General features: G+C 39.8%; 16 protein-coding genes and 1 pseudogene. 14 read left to right on the top strand and 3 right to left on the bottom strand.

The window, feature by feature from the left end; all coding sequences use genetic code 11:
* From LG369_RS07140 to LG369_RS07125, 4 genes are read left to right on the top strand one after another with little or no spacing between them, the layout of a single operon-like run.
* Positions 1-1,299: a bifunctional folylpolyglutamate synthase/dihydrofolate synthase gene (locus LG369_RS07140; protein WP_225750736.1), complete on the top strand. Its 1,299-nt coding sequence runs from the start codon at positions 1-3 to the stop codon at positions 1,297-1,299.
* Positions 1,300-1,302: 3 nt separating this feature from the next.
* Positions 1,303-1,857, top strand: coding sequence for a GTP cyclohydrolase I FolE (folE, locus tag LG369_RS07135; protein ID WP_225750735.1), 555 nt, complete (start codon positions 1,303-1,305; stop codon positions 1,855-1,857).
* 38 nt (positions 1,858-1,895) lie between these two features.
* Positions 1,896-2,726 carry a dihydroneopterin aldolase gene (folB, locus tag LG369_RS07130; protein WP_225750734.1) on the top strand — a complete coding sequence of 277 codons (831 nt, stop codon included), beginning with the start codon at positions 1,896-1,898 and terminating at the stop codon, positions 2,724-2,726.
* On the top strand, positions 2,710-3,993 hold the full coding sequence (locus LG369_RS07125) for a DUF308 domain-containing protein (RefSeq protein ID WP_225750733.1): 1,284 nt from the start codon (positions 2,710-2,712) through the stop codon (positions 3,991-3,993). Before folB ends, LG369_RS07125 begins: the two co-directional genes overlap by 17 nt.
* Before the next feature lie 29 nt (positions 3,994-4,022).
* Here LG369_RS07125 and LG369_RS07120 read toward each other — a convergent pair whose 3' ends face one another.
* Positions 4,023-4,340 (bottom strand): DUF960 domain-containing protein, encoded by a 318-nt coding sequence (locus LG369_RS07120; protein WP_225750732.1) that lies wholly within the window; start codon positions 4,338-4,340, stop codon positions 4,023-4,025.
* Between the two features lie 204 nt (positions 4,341-4,544).
* Here LG369_RS07120 and ccpA point away from each other — a divergent pair, with 204 nt between their 5' ends.
* Positions 4,545-5,552 (top strand): catabolite control protein A, encoded by a 1,008-nt coding sequence (ccpA, locus tag LG369_RS07115; protein ID WP_004251755.1) that lies wholly within the window; start codon positions 4,545-4,547, stop codon positions 5,550-5,552.
* A 38-nt stretch (positions 5,553-5,590) separates the two neighbouring features.
* Here the strand turns inward: ccpA and LG369_RS07110 are convergent, their stop codons facing one another.
* A complete protein-coding gene (locus tag LG369_RS07110; RefSeq protein WP_225750731.1) occupies positions 5,591-6,553 on the bottom strand; it encodes an asparaginase in 963 nt (320 codons plus the stop codon).
* Between the two features lie 65 nt (positions 6,554-6,618).
* On the opposite strand from LG369_RS07110, the gene LG369_RS07105 reads away from it, so the two are divergent.
* Entirely contained in the window at positions 6,619-8,010 is a 1,392-nt protein-coding gene (locus tag LG369_RS07105; RefSeq protein WP_225750730.1) for a Cof-type HAD-IIB family hydrolase, read from the top strand.
* Between the two features lie 29 nt (positions 8,011-8,039).
* Here LG369_RS07105 and LG369_RS07100 read toward each other — a convergent pair whose 3' ends face one another.
* Positions 8,040-8,492 (bottom strand): universal stress protein, encoded by a 453-nt coding sequence (locus LG369_RS07100; RefSeq protein WP_006155803.1) that lies wholly within the window; start codon positions 8,490-8,492, stop codon positions 8,040-8,042.
* Between the two features lie 142 nt (positions 8,493-8,634).
* Between LG369_RS07100 and LG369_RS07095 the strand changes: the two genes are divergently transcribed.
* The 8 genes and pseudogenes from LG369_RS07095 (at position 8,635) to LG369_RS07060 (ending at position 18,614) form a co-directional block, all read left to right on the top strand.
* The gene (locus LG369_RS07095) at positions 8,635-9,474 is read left to right on the top strand and encodes a metallophosphoesterase family protein (RefSeq protein ID WP_225750729.1); all 840 of its coding nucleotides are present in this window, start codon (positions 8,635-8,637) and stop codon (positions 9,472-9,474) included.
* A 70-nt stretch (positions 9,475-9,544) separates the two neighbouring features.
* On the top strand, positions 9,545-9,982 hold the full coding sequence (locus tag LG369_RS07090; RefSeq protein WP_225750728.1) for an Rrf2 family transcriptional regulator: 438 nt from the start codon (positions 9,545-9,547) through the stop codon (positions 9,980-9,982).
* A gap of 196 nt (positions 9,983-10,178) precedes the next feature.
* A complete protein-coding gene (gene recJ / locus LG369_RS07085; protein ID WP_225750727.1) occupies positions 10,179-12,398 on the top strand; it encodes a single-stranded-DNA-specific exonuclease RecJ in 2,220 nt (739 codons plus the stop codon).
* A 191-nt stretch (positions 12,399-12,589) separates the two neighbouring features.
* Positions 12,590-13,252 carry a COG3942 and LysM peptidoglycan-binding domain-containing protein gene (locus LG369_RS07080; protein ID WP_225750726.1) on the top strand — a complete coding sequence of 221 codons (663 nt, stop codon included), beginning with the start codon at positions 12,590-12,592 and terminating at the stop codon, positions 13,250-13,252.
* A 330-nt stretch (positions 13,253-13,582) separates the two neighbouring features.
* A complete protein-coding gene (locus tag LG369_RS07075; protein WP_225750725.1) occupies positions 13,583-15,244 on the top strand; it encodes a ribonuclease J in 1,662 nt (553 codons plus the stop codon).
* 68 nt (positions 15,245-15,312) lie between these two features.
* Entirely contained in the window at positions 15,313-16,092 is a 780-nt protein-coding gene (locus tag LG369_RS07070; RefSeq protein WP_225750724.1) for an alpha/beta hydrolase, read from the top strand.
* Between the two features lie 130 nt (positions 16,093-16,222).
* Complete coding sequence (locus LG369_RS07065) at positions 16,223-17,443, top strand: aminoacyltransferase (protein ID WP_225750723.1); 1,221 nt, start codon at positions 16,223-16,225, stop codon at positions 17,441-17,443.
* A gap of 4 nt (positions 17,444-17,447) precedes the next feature.
* A pseudogene (locus tag LG369_RS07060) lies at positions 17,448-18,614 on the top strand (peptidoglycan bridge formation glycyltransferase FemA/FemB family protein).
* Positions 18,615-18,727: the final 113 nt, after the last annotated feature.

The following is an 18,727-nucleotide window of genomic DNA, read 5'->3' as shown; positions in this document are numbered from 1 at the left end:
ATGAATAAAAACGAAACAAATCAGTGGATAGCTAACTATCGGACAGACCAACCGCATTTTGGTTTGGAGAGGATGGTGAAGCTATTAGCCCTACGTGGCAATCCCCATCTGAAACTCAAGGTTATCCATATCGGAGGAACCAATGGTAAGGGGTCTACTATAGCCTTTTTGAAGAATATGTTGGGAAAGATGGGGCTAAGAGTTGGAGTCTTTAGTTCACCCTATCTGATTCATTATACCGATCAGATTGCCATTGATGAGGAATCTATCCCAGAAGCAAGATTAGAGACCTTGATGGTAGACTATCGCTCACTACTTGAGGGGGAGCATGCTCATGATTTGCAGGGGACAACAGAGTTTGAGATTATCACTGCTATAGCCTATGACTATTTTGCTTCTGAGCAAGTCGATGTGGCCATTATGGAAGTCGGTATGGGTGGATTTTTGGATAGTACCAATGTTTGCCAGCCTATCTTAACAGGTATTACGACCATTGGCCTGGATCACGTAGCTTTACTAGGGGATAGCTTGGAAGCTATCGCGGAGCAGAAAGCTGGAATTATCAAACAAGGAGTTCCCCTGGTAACAGGAAATATTGTCCCAGAAGCCTTAGCAGTTATCAACCAAATCGCGAAAGCGAAAGAGGCTCCTAGGCTTGTTTATGGGGAAGATTATCAAGTCAGTCATCAAGGGAGTGTGGAGACGGGAGAAGTCTTTGACTATACAAGCCCGCTTAGACAAGGTCGTTTTCAGACAGGATTGCTGGGTTTGCACCAGATAGAGAATGCTGGGATGGCCATAACCCTGTTAGATACCTATTTTCAAGAGACTAGACGAGAATTGTCAAGTAATGACATAGTGGCTCAGGCCTTAGAAGAAACAAGTTGGCCAGGACGCTTTGAAGTTGTTTCTAGAAGCCCCTTAATGATTTTAGATGGGGCCCATAATCCCCATGCCATCGAGGCTTTGGTAGAAACATTGCAAGAACGATTTGCTGATTATCACAAGGAAATACTTTTTACATGTATCAAAACTAAGGCCTTGGGGGAAATGTTAGACTTGTTAGGAACTTTGCCAGATACTGAGCTGACATTGACTCACTTTGATGATGATCGAGCGACAGACGAAGAAGTACTAAAAAAAGTAGCTTATTCTAGAAATCTCAACTATCAAAGTTGGAAGGAATTTCTAGATCAAAAAATGACAGAAAATGAAGAGAAAAAAACAGTTAGGATAGTTACGGGCTCCTTGTATTTCTTGAGCCAGGTAAGAGCCTATCTAATGGAGAGGAAAAACTAGAGAATGGATACACAAAAAATTGAGACGGCTGTAAAAATGATTATCGAAGCGGTCGGTGAAGATGTTAACCGCGAAGGCTTGCAGGAAACTCCTGCACGTGTAGCTCGCATGTACCAGGAGATTTTTTCAGGACTTGGTCAAACTGCGGAGGAGCATTTGTCAAAATCCTTTGAGATTATTGATGATAATATGGTAGTGGAAAAGGATATCTTTTTCCATACCATGTGTGAACACCACTTCTTGCCATTTTATGGTAGAGCGCACATAGCCTACATTCCAGATGGCCGTGTAGCAGGCTTATCAAAGTTAGCTCGTACGGTGGAAGTCTACTCTAAAAAGCCACAGATTCAAGAGCGTTTGAATATCGAAGTGGCTGATGCCTTGATGGAGTATTTGGGAGCCAAGGGAGCCTTCGTTGTCATTGAAGCAGAACATATGTGTATGAGTATGCGCGGTGTTCGAAAACCAGGAACTGCAACCTTGACAACAGTAGCTCGTGGAGTATTTGAGACAGACAAAGATCTTCGAGATCAAGCATACCGTCTTATGGGGTTATAAAAATCGATTCAAACGATTTTTTCTAGAAAGGACTAGTTATGGATCAATTGCGCATTAAGGATTTGGAAATTTTTGCCTATCATGGTCTTTTCCCGAGTGAGAAGGAACTGGGTCAAAAATTTATCATTGATGCAAGCTTATCCTATGATATGACCAAGGCTGCTACGGACTTAGATTTAGAAGCTTCTGTCCATTATGGCGAGCTCTGTCAGCAATGGACGACTTGGTTTCAGGAAACCACTGAAGACTTGATTGAAACAGTTGCCTACAAACTAGTAGAGCGCACTTTTGAAACCTATCCAATAGTTCAAGAAATTAAACTGGAACTCAAAAAACCATGGGCGCCTATTCATCTACCACTAGACACCTGTTCAGTAACCATCCATCGCCGCAAACAAAGAGCCTTTATTGCTCTAGGTAGCAATATGGGGGATAAGACGGCTAATCTCGAACTAGCTCTTGACAAGATGCGTACTCGAGGGATTCGTATTCTCAAAGAATCTAGTGTGATTACAACTGAGCCTTGGGGTGGTGTAGAACAAGAAAGTTTTGCTAATCAGGTGGTTGAAGTCGAAACTTGGCTGCCGGCTCCAATCTTGTTAGAAACCTTGTTGGACATTGAGGCAGAAATGGGTCGGGTTAGAGAAGTGCATTGGGGACCTCGTTTAATTGACTTGGACTTGCTCTTTGTAGAGGATCAAGTTATCTATACAGATGACCTCATCTTGCCTCATCCTTATCTTGCAGAGCGTCTTTTTGTCCTAGAGTCTCTTCAGGAAATAGCGCCTCATTTCATCCATCCAGTCCTAGAACTACCAATTCGTCACTTGTATCGTCAATTGGAGAAAGAAAATGGCCAAGTTTTCTGAATCTTATAGTAAATGGAGAAGTCTAGGGGAGGGAGCGCTAGCTATTATCCTTGGTCTTCTCCTGATTTGTTTTGGGCAGCTGGTACCGAGGTTAGGTTACCAGTTATTAATGGGCTATTTTTCTTTGTCTGCCGTTTGGCATTTATTGACACGGTGGTTTCAAGAAAAGTCCCGGAGAGAAAATATTTTTGTAACTCTAGCCAAACTCTCGATTGCAGTTATCCTATTTGACTCTGTTATCTTGCAGGGGATTGCCCTCTATGTCTTAGTCGTTGCTATTGGAAGTTATCAATTATTTACAGGTTTAATTAGCCTGATTACCTGGTTGATTTATAAGAATAATCATATCCATCCGAGGCTCAATTACTTATTTGATGCTTTGTGGATGATGGGATTTGGTCTCTATAGTATCTCCCCTTTTCATGATGCAACAAATTTTGAGTTGCTCCTGCTAGGTTTTTACTCAATTATGTTGGGGGCAAGCAGCCTCAGAGATGGACTCTTTTTTGAAAAAGGGAGAAGTAATCCCAAGCTGAAGCGCAGAATTAGAATGACACTGCCTATATTTGTGACGGCTTTGATTCCCATTAGTACCTTACGAAGATGGAATGAAACCTTAGCTACCCATCAGACGGAAGAAAACCAAGTTCATTTGGAGAGAAAAAATGAAAAATCAGTTGATTTAGAAATTTTTATCCATGCTTCAGAATCATCCTTCTTCTTGGCAATGGGTCATGTAGATATCTGCTATCAAGGTCAGGTTATTTCCTACGGCTCTTATGACCCACATTCAGAGCGCTTGTTTGGTACAATTGGTGATGGGGTTCTCTTTAAGGCCAATCGTGAAAAATATATTGAACTTTGTAAGAGAGAAAGCCAGAAAACCCTATTCGCCTATGGTTTAAGCCTGTCTCAACAACAGAAAAAAGCCATCGAAGAACGATTGAGAGAGATAGAAAGCCTCTTGATACCTTGGGAGCCAAGTTCACAACTATTGAAAAGAAGGGAAGGAGAGGTCAAACATACCTACTCTTATCAGCTGAAACACGAGGCTGATGCAACCCTCTATAAGTTCACATCATCTAAATTTAAAACCTACTTTGTTCTCAGTACAAACTGTGTTCTATTGGCCGACTCTATTGTTGGAGAGGCTGGAACGGATATCCTGAGTCCTCAAGGTTTTATCGTCCCGGGGACTTATCAGGACTATCTTGATTTAGAATTTAAAAAACCGAGTGGTATCGTGGTCAGTCGTTCTATTTATTAAAAGAAACTCTAGTCAGAAGGCTAGAGTTTTTAAAATAGGTCATTTTCTTCAGGTAGGAGGATGGTTTCCTTACCGTCCATCTCCATAACAAGTACTTTCGGTGGGTACAATGGGTCAAAGGGATGATTAAAATCGAAGTCAATCGTTGTCGGTAGATGCTTACTTGAAAAACGGAAGGTGATGGAACCGTTATTGTTTAAGAGCTGAAATTCCAACTCATCTTCTAATTCAAAAACATGCTTTAAAAAATGATCAATAATGTACCAGATTGAGTCAATCACATCGTCTGGGAGATTGGTTACCACACCAAAGCTGGCACAACGTCTATGAGAATCCGTAAAAGCCATCCATGCCTCCTACTTAATTTTTTATTATCATACTGCAAACTGGTCTAAAAATCAAGAAAAGTAAACTAATTTACAAAAATATGATTATAGGTGAAATTTTTTCAAAGAAAGTTCAATTAATCCTTGAAAATGCTTACAATTAGTGGTAAACTAGTAGTGGTGTAAACATGAAAACAAAATTTTCAACATTAGAAAGGAAAAGGTATGAACACAGATGATACAGTAACAATTTATGACGTTGCCCGAGAAGCAGGAGTTTCAATGGCAACTGTCAGTCGTGTAGTCAATGGCAACAAGAATGTCAAAGAAAACACTCGTAAGAAAGTTCTAGAGGTGATTGATCGCCTAGACTATCGTCCAAATGCAGTAGCTCGTGGCTTGGCAAGCAAACGAACAACAACTGTTGGGGTTGTCATCCCAGATATCACTAACACGTATTTTGCTGCGCTAGCAAAAGGAATTGATGATATTGCAGAGATGTACAAGTATAACATCGTCCTTGCCAATAGTGATGAGGATGATGAAAAAGAAGTGGCAGTAGTGAATACACTCTTTTCAAAACAAGTTGATGGTATTATCTTTATGGGCTATCACTTAACAGAGAAAATTCGCTCAGAGTTTTCACGTTCACGTACCCCTGTAGTTCTTGCAGGAACAGTGGATGTAGAACACCAGCTTCCAAGTGTTAATATTGACTATAAGAATGCTACTGCGGATGCTGTTCGCCATTTGTTGAAGCGTAACAAAAAAATTGCCTTTGTGAGTGGCCCGTTGGTAGATGATATTAACGGTAAAATTCGCTTGGTTGGCTACAAAGAAGCTTTGAAAGCAGCAGGAGTCAACTATAGTGAAGGACTTGTATTTGAATCTAAATATCGCTATGATGATGGTTATGCTCTGGCAGAGCGCTTAGTTTCCTCAAAAGCAACTGCAGCGATTGTGACTGGTGATGAATTGGCAGCTGGTCTCTTGAACGGCTTGGCTGATCATGGAGTTTCAGTCCCAGAAGACTTTGAAATCATTACGAGTGATGATTCTCAAATCGCTCGCTTTACTCGACCAAGCCTTACAACTATCGCACAACCCTTGTATGACTTAGGTGCGATTAGTATGCGTATGTTGACTAAGATTATGCATAAAGAGGAATTAGAAGAACGTGAAGTTCTCCTCCCTCACGGTTTGACAGAGCGCAAATCAACTCGCAAAAAGTAATAAAAAACCAGGAATCTAGCTGATTTCCTGGTTTTTTATTATCCTTCCATATAAGCTTGGAGCTCATCGCCTTTAAGTCCAGCATTGATTGCGATAAGAAGCTTCAGTCGTGCTTTTTGAGCGTTTAGTTCTTTTACAAAATATACACCATCATTCTGAAGACAAACACCACCGCCTTCGTAGGCGTAAACAGGTTCTGCAATCCCATTGAAACAACGTGAGACTAGTGCAATAGGAAGTCCTGCTTGACTGAGAAATTTTAATTTTTCAGCTGTTTCCTTTGGTACATTTCCAGCGCCAAAAGCCTGAATAATCAATCCATCTAGTTGGTCAACAGGAAGTAAATCTAAAAGTTCATCGGTCATGCCCGCATAAACAGGGATAATAGGGACCAGCCCTTGAATTCTCTCAAGATCAAAACGAACACGAGGTTCTGCCGTTTTGAAGTAGAGAATTTCCTGCTTCATAATGAGCCCGAGTGGCCCATGAGTTGGTGTTTGAAAGGTACTAACGTTAGTAGTATGCGTTTTTGTGACATATTTGGCGGCGTGAATTTCATCGTTCATAACGACCAACACACCCTTATCTGCAGCCTTGTCATCACTGGCCACACGTAAGGCGCTAAGATAGTTGTAGACACCATCACTTCCCAGTTCATTGGAGCTTCTCATGGCACCTGTCAGGATGATGGGTATATGAGGTACTTCCATGGTATCGAGGAAATAGGCCGTTTCTTCTAGTGTATCTGTCCCATGTGTAATGACAACACCATCATAGGACGATGCCTCTTGTTTAATTTTTTGGTAGAGGGCCAACATATGCTTAGGTTTGATATGGGGACTAGGTAAATTTAAAAAATCCAAGGAATGGACTTCGATACCTTCGAGAGGATTAGAGATATGATTCATAGGGTTATTAGCACTAGTCCTTACAGCTCCAGATTCATCTGCCTGCATGGAGATAGTGCCACCAGTATGTAAAACAAGGATTTTCTTAGTCATGATTCACTCACTTTTTCTGAAATGTGGTATAATCATTGTATCATAAAAGAAAGGAATGAGATAGAATGGAAGTCAAAGCTGTTTTTTTTGATATTGATGGAACGCTTGTAAATGACAGTAAGAGTGTTTTGAAGTCCACTAAGGAAGCTATCAAGATTGTGAAAGAACAAGGGGTGCTTGTTGGGGTAGCAACAGGGCGAGGACCTTTTTTTGTTAAGGATTTGATGGATGATTTGGACCTGGATTTTGCAGTAACTTACAATGGCCAATATATCTTTAACAAAGATCGTGTTCTTTTTGCTAGCCCTATTGATAAGAGAAGCCTCAGACAAATCATCTCTTATGCTAAGAAAAATCGAAAAGAGATTGCCATGGGAACGCGACAAGACGTTGTCGGTTCTCGGATTATGTCTTTTGGGCTCAGTCCTCTTTCACAGCTAGTTAGTCGATTTGTACCTAAATTTTTGACTCGTACTGTTAGTCATTCCTTTAATCGTATGGTCAGTAAGGCCCTTCCTCAGAAGGAAGATGATTTGTTGGACTTAATCAACCAACCAATCTATCAGGTGCTTATGTTGATGACGCCTGAGGAGACAAACCATGCTGCTGAAGCATTAAATCATTTGAAATTTACCAGAAGTAATCCATTCGCGGCCGATATTATCAATCAAGAAAATTCTAAGTTAGAGGGTATCCGTCGTGTCGGGAAAGAGTATGGTTTTGAACTCAATCAAGTCATGGCCTTTGGGGACTCGGATAATGACTTGGAAATGTTGGCTGGTGTTGGTATGTCTGTTGCCATGGGAAATGGTAGTAGCAGTGTAAAAGAAGTTGCTAAGCATATTACTACCAGTAACCAAGATGATGGGATTCACAAGGCTTTGGAATATTTTGGAGTCTTGGCTTCTGAAAAAGTCTTTGTCAGTCGTGACTATCATTTCAACAAGGTTAAGACCTTCCATCGTATGATGGATGAGCGAACTCAAGAAGAACCTATAGCTTGGGATTTAGAAGGGGCGACCCACCGTGCTGGCTTTAAGATTGAAGAGTTAGTTGAATTTGTCCGTGCTGCAAGCAATTCTGAAGAGGAATTCCAACAAGCTGTGCAGGATTTACACCAAGCACTTGATATAGCTGCCGAAAAAGTATCTCAGTCAACACCAGCTGAGAAAACCCTCGTTGGTCAAGTGGATGCTTTGATTGACACGCTCTACTTTACTTATGGAAGTTTCGTTTTAATGGGGGTAGACCCAGAGAGAATCTTTGAGATTGTCCATCAAGCAAACATGGGTAAAATCTTCCCAGATGGTAAGGCTCATTTTGATCCAGTAACCCACAAAATCTTGAAACCAGATAACTGGAAAGAAAAGTACGCTCCAGAGCCTGCAATAAAAAAGGAAATAGAGCGCCAAATCAAGGCTTATGAACGTCATAAGGAAAGAGAAAACCAAAAATAAAAGGAGCAGATGCTCCTTTTATTTTTGGTTTATAAAGTTTTATCCTTGTCTCGGACGACGAGAAGGTCAACGCTTGTATGGCGTAGGATATATTCTGATGAAGATCCGACAAGCAAACGTTCGAAGGCGTTAAGCCCTGTTGCTCCAACCAAAATCAAATCAACGTGTTCTTGATCAGGGATTGTTTTAGCCAAAAGAGTTTTAGGATTTCCCATTTCGATGACAACTTGAATATCTTTAAGACCAGCGTCTCTTGCACGCTTTTCATATTCTGCCATCAACTCTTGTGCCTCGACTTGTAACTCTTCGTAAACTTCTGCATCGAATGTTGAAATGCTTTGAAGAGCACGAGTATCGATTACATGCGCAATGGTTAATTTAGCCTGGTTACGTAATGCTGACTGAACTCCTTTGATAAAAGCCAAATCAGCTTCTTTAGAACCGTCGACTGCTACCATGATGTTTTCGTAACGTTGTGTCATATCAAAAACCTCCTCATTTCTTATCACCTTCATTGTAATCCTTTTCACTAAAAAAGTAAAGTAAAACATGATAGTAAAAATGCTTTTTGACTTTGATTTTGAGAGTGCTATAATTAAAGGAGAGAATGCAAGAGGGAATCATATGACAAAAATTGCGGTACTTTCAGATATCCATGGAAATACAAGAGCACTGGAAGCTGTTTTAGCAGATGCAGAGAAGGCAGGCGCTGAGGAATATTGGCTCTTGGGAGATATTCTCATGCCTGGGACAGGACGAAAAAATATTCTCAGACGATTAGAGGACTTGCCAATAACGGTTCGAGTTTTGGGGAATTGGGAAGAGAGTTTGTGGCGGGCTGCTCATCGAAAATTAGATACAAGTAGACCTAGCCATCGATACCTCTTGCGCCAATGCCAGTATATTATGGAAGAAATTAGTCTAGATGATATTGAAGCTCTACAGGCATTTCCCATGCACACACACCGCCAGTTTGGAAATCTGAAGGTAGGGATAAGCCATCATTTGCCGGATAAAAATTGGGGAAGAGAACTGATCCATCTTGGCAAGCAGGAAGATTTTGACCGTTTGGTAACCAATCCTGACTATGATATTGCGATTTATGGGCATATTCACCAGCAATTTCTTCGCTATGGGAGCGAGGGACAACTCATTTTAAATCCAGGATCAATTGGGCAACCGTTCTTTTTATCAGCAAGTCTTCGCAAGGATTTACGTGCTCAGTACATGATTTTAGAGTTTGATGAAAAAGGCTTGAAAGATATCGATTTTCGTCGTGTTGATTACGATGTTGAATCAGAATTACAATTGGCTAGAGATTTGAAATTGCCCTACTATGAGGTATACTATGAAAGCTTAGTCAATGGAATTCACCATACCCATAATCAGGACTTGTTGCACGAAATCGCTCAGAGTCAAGGACATGATGTTGAATTGGACGACTGGCTTAGTCGTAACTCTTGACATTACAACTCTAGGAGATATAATAAATATAAGAGAAGAATGAGCTTTGTTGATAATAAAGGAGGACTGCATGCAAATTTCAAGCCGATTTACCATTGCGACACATATGTTGGTAATCATTGCCCTAAAGGGGAAGGAAAGCAAGGTGACTAGTGATTTTCTAGCTAGTAGTGTTGGAGTCAATCCTGTTATTATCCGAAAAACTTTGTCCCAACTGAAAAAAGCAGACTTGATTTCCGTCGCGCGTGGAACTGGAGGGGCAGAGATTATCAAAAATCTTGAGGATATCAGTCTTTTGGATATTTATCAAGCAGTGGAATGCCTTGGAAAGACTGGACAACTCTTTAGTTTTCATGATAATCCTAATCCAAATTGTCCAGTTGGAGCCAATATTCATGTGGTTTTAGATGAGAAATTGCTAAAAATCCAGCAAGCTATGGAAAAAGAATTGAGCCTAACGAGTCTCGCTCAACTAGTGGCTGATACAGAAGCGAGAATTAAAGAATAAATTTTAAAATAAGGAACACCTGAATTGCTAAGCTGAAAAGCTTGGTTGTTTAGGTGCTTTTTGCGTAATTAAATATGCTGGGTGTTAGCTGAAGTGGCCTGAAAATTTAGCAAGGAATGTGGTTAGATTAGCAAGAGAAAAACTAAAAATCATGTTATAATAAAACGATAGAATCGTAAGAAAGAGTGGATGAATTTTGATTATTCCGACTTATAATTGGCAATTTGCACCTCAAGTTGAGGATGCGGATTTTACAAAAATCGCCAAGAAAGCTGGGCTAGGGCCTGAAGCTGCTCGTCTATTATTTAGCCGTGGTATTAAGGATGAAGATAGTTTGTCTCGTTTTTTGGCACCAAGTCTAGATGATTTACACGACCCCTATCTTCTCCACGATATGGACAAGGCAGTGAATCGTATTCGTCGTGCTATAGAGCAGGGTGAATTTATTCTCGTTTATGGAGACTACGATGCAGATGGGATGACATCAGCTTCTATCCTTAAAGAAACATTAGAACAATTAGGAGCCGAGTGTTTAGTCTATCTTCCTAATCGTTTTACAGATGGTTATGGTCCTAATGCTAGTGTTTACAAGTACTTCATTGAGCAACAAGGGATATCTTTGATTGTAACTGTAGATAATGGAGTTGCAGGCCATGAGGCTATTGACTTGGCTCAATCTATGGGGGTAGATGTCATTGTGACAGACCATCACTCTATGCCAGAAGTTTTGCCAGATGCCTATGCGATTGTCCATCCTGAACGTCCAGAAGCAGACTATCCTTTTAAACATTTAGCAGGTTGTGGAGTGGCGTTTAAACTAGCTTGTGCCCTCTTGGAGGAAGTACAGGTTGAGTTGCTTGATTTGGTTGCTATTGGGACAATTGCCGATATGGTCAGCTTGACGGATGAAAATCGTATTATGGTTCAATATGGTCTAGAAGTTTTGCGCAATACCCAAAGACTAGGCCTCCAAGAACTATTTGAAATTGCAGGGATTTCTAGTAGTGACCTTACAGAAGAGACAGTTGGTTTTCAACTAGCTCCTCGTTTGAATGCGCTAGGACGCTTGGATGATCCCAATCCAGCTATTGAGTTACTAACTGGCTTTGATGATGAAGAGGTGCGTGAGATTGCCCTCATGATTCAAGATAAAAATGAAGAACGTAAGGAAATCGTTCAAGCCATTTATGAAGTAGCTAAAAGTTTGGTAGACCCTAACAAAAGTGTTCAAGTTTTAGCCAAAGAAGGTTGGAATCCAGGAGTGCTTGGGATTGTAGCTGGGCGCTTGTTGGAAGAATTAGGGCAGACAGTTATTGTTCTGAATATTGAAGATGGCCGTGCCAAGGGAAGTGCTCGAAGTATTGAAGCAGTCGATATCTTTGAAGCCTTGAATCCGCATCGGGAACTTTTTATCGCCTTTGGTGGGCATGCAGGCGCTGCAGGTATGACACTTGAAGCGGAACAGCTAGACGCCTTATCGGAAATTTTAGAAACCTATGTAAAAGACAAAGGGATAGATGCCAAGGGCAAGAATACATTATATCTAGATGAAGAATTAGATTTGGAAAGCCTAAGTTTAGAGACGGTTAAAAGCTTTGAACGATTAGCTCCTTTTGGAATGGATAACCAAAAACCTGTTTTTTATATTCGAGATTTTCAAGTTGAAAATGCTCGTTCTATGGGAGCGGGAGACAGTCATCTGAAATTGAAGATTTCCAAAGGGATCGCGAGCTTTGAGGTAGTAGCTTTTGGTCAAGGATCAAAGGCTACAGAGTTTTCTCAGGTAAAACAACTGGAATTGGCAGTTACCCTTTCTGTTAACCAATGGAATGGGCAAACAACCCTCCAGTTGATGATGGTAGATGCCCGTGTGGACGGTGTTCAACTTTTTAACATCCGTAGTAAGAGTGTAGAGCTACCAGAGGGAGTGCCTGTCCTAGATTTTACCAGTGATTTACCAGAAATGCTTTCTAGCCCAGCAATCGTTGTAAAAAATATTCCCGAGGATCTCAGTCTTCTCAAACAAGTGTTGCAAGAACAGGATTTCTCTGCTATTTACTTTAAAAATGATATCGCTAAAGCATACTATTTGACAGGTTATGGTACAAGAGAGCAATTCGCTAAGCTTTACAAGACAATCTACCAGTTCCCAGAATTTGATATTCGTTATAAGCTCAAGGACTTATCAGCTTATTTGAAGATAGAACAGATCTTGCTAGTCAAAATGATTCAGATTTTTGAAGAACTTGGTTTTGTCACCATTGAAAATGGTGTGATGAGGGTTAATAAAGATGCGGCTAAACGGGACATCGCTGAAAGTCAGATTTATCAAAATCTCAAACTAACTGTTAAAGATCAAGAAATGATGGCACTTGGAACAGTACAGGAAATATATGATTTCTTGATGAAAAAATAAATACAAAGAGGCTGAAGTAACCTATTTCAGTCTCTTTTTGTAAGTGATTTTTAACTTTATGTAGTAAAAGTATACAGATTTGTAACATGACTACAACATAAATCTAAAACAACTGACATGTAAATCAGGTATGATTCTCTTATCAACATAAAAATTAAAAATTATCAATAAAATTTTAGGAGAAAATTGTTATGAAAAAAACAGTTGCTAAACTGACTCTTGGTTTAACATCTACAGCTATTTTGGCTACAGTTGGTGCTCAGACTGTTAGCGCAGACTCTTACGTTGTTCAAGATGGTGATTCATTTTTTGGTATTGCTGCTGCAAGTGGTATGGATCCTTATGTGTTGGCGGCAAATAATGGAAAAAGCATTTTTGACACCATCCACCCAGGTGATGTGCTAGAAGTGAGTGGTCTAACTCAAGCTAGCTATTCATACAATGCTCCGGCTTATGAAGCAACAAGTACTGTGAATGGGGTAGCAGCTGATGATGTTGTCATAAATACTCCTACAAACTACGGGAACTCATACCCTATTGGTCAGTGTACCTGGGGCGTAAAAGAATTGGCACCTTGGGCTAGCAACTGGTGGGGAAATGCTAATACTTGGGCGATTTATGCTAGTACTCAAGGTTATCGTGTAGGAGATGTTCCAGTAGTAGGCGCAATCGCCGTTTGGGACGGTGGTGAATATGGACACGTTGCTTATGTAACAGATGTACAAAGTGAAAATTCTATCCAGGTATTGGAAGCAAACTATGATGGTAGTGGAACTCAACCAATCGGAAACTATCGTGGATGGTTTAATCCAACAGCATCAAGAGGTACTGTAAGATACATTTATCCAAATTAAAGATACTTAAAAAGATTTAGAGCTTCTAAATCTTTTTTTTATTTGCTCCGACTTAGTAGTTGTTTACTGAGTAATTTTTCATCTTAGTCAGCTAGAGAATTCGTAACTTCATTTGGTTTGATAGTTTAATGATTTTAGACGGAATCTCAAAAAACCTATTTGATGATGAGTAGTGAATGTTCTCTAGTTGAAATCCTATCTTCATTTTGAAAATTAGTAAAAAAATGGTATAATGAGAGGAAAAGATTCGGATAAAAGTAAATTGAACTTTTAAAAAAAGAGAGTTGTGAAGACTCTACAAACACGTTATAGTAATGCTTCGGAGGAAAAATGACCAATATTAAATTAACAACTTTAGGCGGTGTTCGTGAAAATGGAAAAAACATGTACATCGCAGAAATTAATGACTCAATCTTTGTTTTAGATGCAGGTTTAAAATATCCTGAAAATGAGCAGTTGGGTGTCGATGTCGTTATTCCAAATATGGAATATCTGTTTGAAAATAGCGACCGTATTGCAGGTGTCTTTTTAACGCACGGACATGCGGATGCGATTGGAGCTCTTCCTTATCTTTTGTCAGAAGTGAAAGTTCCTGTTTTTGGTTCAGAGTTGACAATTGAGCTTGCTAAGCTTTTTGTTAAAGGAAATGATAGTGCTAAAAAATTCGATGACTTCCATGTTATTGATGAAAATACAGAAATCGACTTTCGCGGTACGGAGGTTTCCTTCTTCCGCACAACTCATTCTATCCCAGAGAGTCTGGGTGTCGTTTTAAAAACATCTGAAGGAAGTATCGTTTATACAGGGGACTTCAAATTTGACCAAACGGCTAGCGAATCATACGCAACAGATTTCGGACGTCTAGCTGAAATTGGTCGTGAAGGAGTTTTGGCTCTTCTAAGTGATTCTGCAAATGCTGACAGTAATATTCAAGTAGCCAGCGAAAGTGAAGTTGGTGATGAAATTACGCAAACCATTTCTGACTGGGATGGACGTATCATCGTAGCTGCCGTTGCAAGTAACCTTTCTCGTATTCAACAAGTCTTTGATGCTGCTGCAGATACAGGACGTCGCGTTGTTTTGACTGGATTTGATATTGAAAATATCGTTCGTACAGCCATTCGCTTGAAAAAATTGTCATTGGCTAACGAAAGTCTCTTGATTAAACCTAAAGATATGTCTCGTTTTGAAGACCACGAGTTAATTATTCTTGAAACTGGGCGTATGGGTGAACCGATTAACGGACTCCGTAAAATGTCTATCGGTCGTCACCGCTATGTTGAAATCAAGGATGGAGACTTGGTTTATATCGTTACAACGCCATCAATCGCTAAAGAAGCTGTGATGGCACGTGTAGAAAATATGGTCTACCAAGCAGGTGGTGTCGTTAAGCCGATTACTCAAAGTTTACGTGTATCAGGACATGGGAATGCGCGTGATCTTCAATTGATGATTAATCTTTTACAACCCCAGTATCTCTTCCCAATCCAGGGTGAATACCGTGAGTTGGACGCTCATGCCAAGGCTGCTATGGCCGTAGGGTTGTTGCCAGAACGCATTTTTATCCCGAAAAAAGGTACAACCATGTCTTATGAACATGGGGACTTTGTCCCGTCTGGTGCAGTTGCTGCAGGTGATGTCTTGATTGACGGAAATGCCATCGGGGATGTTGGTAATGTTGTTCTTCGTGACCGTAAGGTCTTGTCAGAAGATGGTATTTTCATCGTGGCTATCACTGTTAACCGTCGCGAGAAGAAAATCATTGCCAAAGCGCGAGTGCATACACGTGGCTTTGTCTATCTCAAGAAGAGTCGAGATATTCTGCGCGAAAGTACAGAGTTGGTGAACCAAACGGTCGAAGACTATCTCCAAGGTGAGGACTTTGACTGGGCTGATCTTAAAGGTAAGGTTCGTGACAATTTGGCTAAATTCCTTTTTGAACAAACGAAACGTCGTCCAGCCATTTTACCAGTAGTCATGGAAGCAAAATAAGGATTAAATAGCAAGAGAGAAAGTCGAGTTTCGGCTTTTTCTTATCTCAAACGAATAAGGAGCAAGTTATGGCAGTAATGAAGATTGAGTACTACTCAGAAGTTTTAGGTATGGAGTGGGGAGTAAATGTACTCTATCCGGATGCATCTCGGGTGACAGAGCCAAACAGTAAAGATATTCCAGTTCTCTATCTCCTTCATGGAATGTCAGGGAACCACAACAGTTGGCTCAAGCGGACCAATGTAGAGCGCTTGCTACGAGGGACCAATCTGATTGTTGTCATGCCAAATACAAACAATGGCTGGTATACAGATACTCAGTATGGCTATAACTATTACACGGCTCTAGCAGAAGAATTGCCTAAGGTGCTCAAACGCTTCTTCCCCAATATGACCAACGAGCGAGATAAAACCTTCATTGCTGGTTTATCAATGGGTGGCTACGGTTCCTTTAAGTTAGCACTGTCAACTGACCGTTTTTCTCATGCGGCTAGCTTTTCTGGAGCGCTTAGCTTCGAGGAGTTTTCTCCTGAGAGTCAAGATTTAGGAACGCGTGCCTACTGGCGAGGTGTTTTTGGCAAAGTTAATGATTGGGTAAATAGCCCTTACTCGCTTGAGACCCTTGCCAAAAAGTCAGACAAGGAGACCAAACTCTGGGTTTGGTGTGGCGAGCAAGATTTCTTGTATGCTGCCAATAACCTAGCGGTGAAGAACCTCAAAAGGCTTGGTTTTGATGTGACCTATAGCCATAGTGCAGGAACTCATGAATGGTATTATTGGGAAAAACAATTGGAACGGTTTTTGGCTACACTGCCGATTGATTTTGTTTTGGAAGAGAGATTGAGCTAGTTTTTTATCGATAAAATAATATAGACTATTTCTCTAAGGTTAAAAATGAAAATGAGAGTTTATTTTCACTAGACTTTTTAATTGAAAGTAGTAAAATAGTAATGAGATACTAGGTGAAAGAGAGTGAGATATGTATCGTTATCAAATTGGTATTTCTTCGTTAGAGCATGATCGATTTATCGAACAACATGAGTTGGTCAATATATTACAAAGTAGTGCTTGGGAAAAAGTGAAATCTGATTGGAATCATGAGAGACTTGGTGTTTATGAAGGGAAAACATTACTGGCTGTGGCTAGTATTCTCATTAAGTCTCTGCCTTTGGGGTATAAAATGTTTTATATTCCAAGAGGTCCCATATTGGATTATAGGGATACAGAACTTTTAAAGTTTGTCCTGCAGTCTATTAAGTCTTATGCTCGCAGTAAGAGAGCGGTTTTTGTGACTTTTGACCCAAGTATTTGCCTATCTCAAAGTTTAATCAATCAGGAAAAGACAGAATATCCTGAAAATTTGGCTATTATTGATAGTTTGCAACAAATGGGAGTAAGGTGGTCAGGAAAAACGGAGGAAATGGGAGACACTATTCAACCTCGTATTCAGGCGAAAATATACAAGGAAAATTTTGAAGAAGATAAACTTTCTAAGTCAACAAAACAGGCTATTCGAACAGCGCAAAATAAGGGAGTAGAGATCCAATTTGGTGGAACTGAATTATTAGCGCCTTTTTCCTTTTTGATGAAAAAAACCGAGAAGCGAAAAGAGATTCATTTGAGGAATGAAGCCTATTATAAAAAGTTGTTAGATAATTTTAAGGACAAGGCCTACATCACCTTGGCAACCTTGGATGTCTCTAAACGTTCGCAAGAATTAGAAGAACAGTTGGCGAAAAACAGAACCTTGGAAGAGACCTTTACTGAGTCAACTCGCACTTCAAAAGTAGAAGCGCAGAAGAAGGAAAAAGAACGTTTGTTAGAGGAATTGACTTTCTTGCAGGAATATATGGATGCAGGTCAATCAAGAGTTCCCTTGGCGGCTACCTTGACTTTAGAATTCGGACAAACTTCTGTCAATCTATACGCAGGAATGAATGAAGATTTTAGACGTTATAAAGCTCCTATTTTGACTTGGTATGAGACAGCTCGATATTCCTTTGAACGTGGCATTTTATGGCAAAATTTAGGAGGCGTCGAGAATGCTTTAGATGGTGGACTTTATCATTTTAAGGAGAAATTTAATCCAACGATTGAAGAATACTTGGGTGAATTTACAATGCCCACTCATCCTCTCTATCCTCTGTTAAGACTTGTTCTTGATTTCCGTAAAACATTAAGAAAAAAACATAGAAAGTAAGTATATGGCACTAATTACACTCACGAAAGAAGAGTTTCGTACTTACTTCTAATCAGGTTTTTTCTCGTTCCTTTATGCAATCTGTCCAGATGGGTGATTTGATAGAAAAAAGAGGAGCTCAAATTGTTTATCTTGCTTTAAAACAAGAAGGAGAAATTCAAGTTGCAGCTCTGGTTTATAGCTTGCCTATGCTAGGTGGTCTGCATATGGAGCTCAATTCGGGGCCGTTTATATCCAACAAGATGCCCTTCCAGTTTTTTATGCGGAGTTAAAAGAATATGCCAAGCAAAATGGTGTATTAGAGTTGCTTGTAAAACCCTATGAGACCTGTTAAGCTTTTGACAGTGATGGGAAGCCAATAGATGAAGAAGAAAAAAGTATTATCCAAGATTTGTGTAATTTAGGCTACCAATTTGATGGTTTGCCAACCGGTTATCCTAATGGCGAAATTTTTTGGCATTTTATCAAAGATTTGGAGGGTTACGATGAGAAATCTTTGCTGAAATCCTTTAATAAAAACAGTATTCGAAATATTCAATCAGCATATGATTTTAATCTGATTGTAAGAAATATAGAACGAAATGAAATTTCGAAATTCAAACAAATTATTGAAGAAACAGGAAAAATACAAGGGTTTAAGGATAAGAATTTAGATTATTACTGTAAATTGTATGATGCTTTTGAGGACAAGGCGGCTTTTCTAATTGCTGAAGTGAATCCTAAAAAATCAATCGAAGCTCTCGATGTGAAGCAGGCTGGTCTTGATGAAAGATCAAAGCAATTTAAACAGCAATATCAAGCTTTACAAAAGAAAAAAGATCTTTTGTGGAACTTGGATAGTGAATCTGACAACATTGCTTTAGCTTGTGCTTTAATCATTTACACAAATACGGAAGTAGCATATTTGTTTGGAGGCTCATTTACAGAGTATCAGAAGTTTTCTGCTCCGTTTTTGCTTCAATATCATGCAATGAAGCAGGCTCTGGAAAGAAGAATTGGCAAATATAACTTTCTGGGTATTCAAGGGATTTTTGATGGAAGTGATGGCGTATTACGATTTAAGCAGAACTTTAATGGTTATATTGTGAGAAAGGCAGGAACTTTCCGATATTATCCAAATCCAATCAAGTTTAAGTGTTTACAATTTTTGAAAAAAATAATCGGAAGATAAGTGAACAAAGTGGTTTTAGTTTTCTTTCAGCTTACTCGAGTAAAATAAGAAATCTATCTTTAGAATGGGAAACCTTGGCTAAAAGATAGATTCTTATTTTTTTAGAAAGGCGG

Source organism: Streptococcus sp. Marseille-Q4154, from assembly GCF_916700545.1.
In the GTDB taxonomy this organism is placed as follows: domain Bacteria; phylum Bacillota; class Bacilli; order Lactobacillales; family Streptococcaceae; genus Streptococcus; species Streptococcus infantis_I.
The sequence above is the reverse complement of the archived record's forward strand: the minus strand, read 5'-3'. Positions and strand labels throughout refer to the sequence as shown.

Bases quoted from the DNA above. Each gene is read 5' to 3' on its own strand.
- LG369_RS07140 (WP_225750736.1), top strand. From the start codon at position 1: ATGAATAAAAACGAAACAAATCAGTGGATAGCTAACTATCGGACAGAC.
- folE (WP_225750735.1), top strand. From the start codon at position 1,303: ATGGATACACAAAAAATTGAGACGGCTGTAAAAATGATTATCGAAGCG.
- folB (WP_225750734.1), top strand. From the start codon at position 1,896: ATGGATCAATTGCGCATTAAGGATTTGGAAATTTTTGCCTATCATGGT.
- LG369_RS07125 (WP_225750733.1), top strand. From the start codon at position 2,710: ATGGCCAAGTTTTCTGAATCTTATAGTAAATGGAGAAGTCTAGGGGAG.
- LG369_RS07120 (WP_225750732.1), bottom strand. From the start codon at position 4,340: ATGGCTTTTACGGATTCTCATAGACGTTGTGCCAGCTTTGGTGTGGTA.
- ccpA (WP_004251755.1), top strand. From the start codon at position 4,545: ATGAACACAGATGATACAGTAACAATTTATGACGTTGCCCGAGAAGCA.
- LG369_RS07110 (WP_225750731.1), bottom strand. From the start codon at position 6,553: ATGACTAAGAAAATCCTTGTTTTACATACTGGTGGCACTATCTCCATG.
- LG369_RS07105 (WP_225750730.1), top strand. From the start codon at position 6,619: ATGGAAGTCAAAGCTGTTTTTTTTGATATTGATGGAACGCTTGTAAAT.
- LG369_RS07100 (WP_006155803.1), bottom strand. From the start codon at position 8,492: ATGACACAACGTTACGAAAACATCATGGTAGCAGTCGACGGTTCTAAA.
- LG369_RS07095 (WP_225750729.1), top strand. From the start codon at position 8,635: ATGACAAAAATTGCGGTACTTTCAGATATCCATGGAAATACAAGAGCA.
- LG369_RS07090 (WP_225750728.1), top strand. From the start codon at position 9,545: ATGCAAATTTCAAGCCGATTTACCATTGCGACACATATGTTGGTAATC.
- LG369_RS07080 (WP_225750726.1), top strand. From the start codon at position 12,590: ATGAAAAAAACAGTTGCTAAACTGACTCTTGGTTTAACATCTACAGCT.
- LG369_RS07075 (WP_225750725.1), top strand. From the start codon at position 13,583: ATGACCAATATTAAATTAACAACTTTAGGCGGTGTTCGTGAAAATGGA.
- LG369_RS07070 (WP_225750724.1), top strand. From the start codon at position 15,313: ATGGCAGTAATGAAGATTGAGTACTACTCAGAAGTTTTAGGTATGGAG.
- LG369_RS07065 (WP_225750723.1), top strand. From the start codon at position 16,223: ATGTATCGTTATCAAATTGGTATTTCTTCGTTAGAGCATGATCGATTT.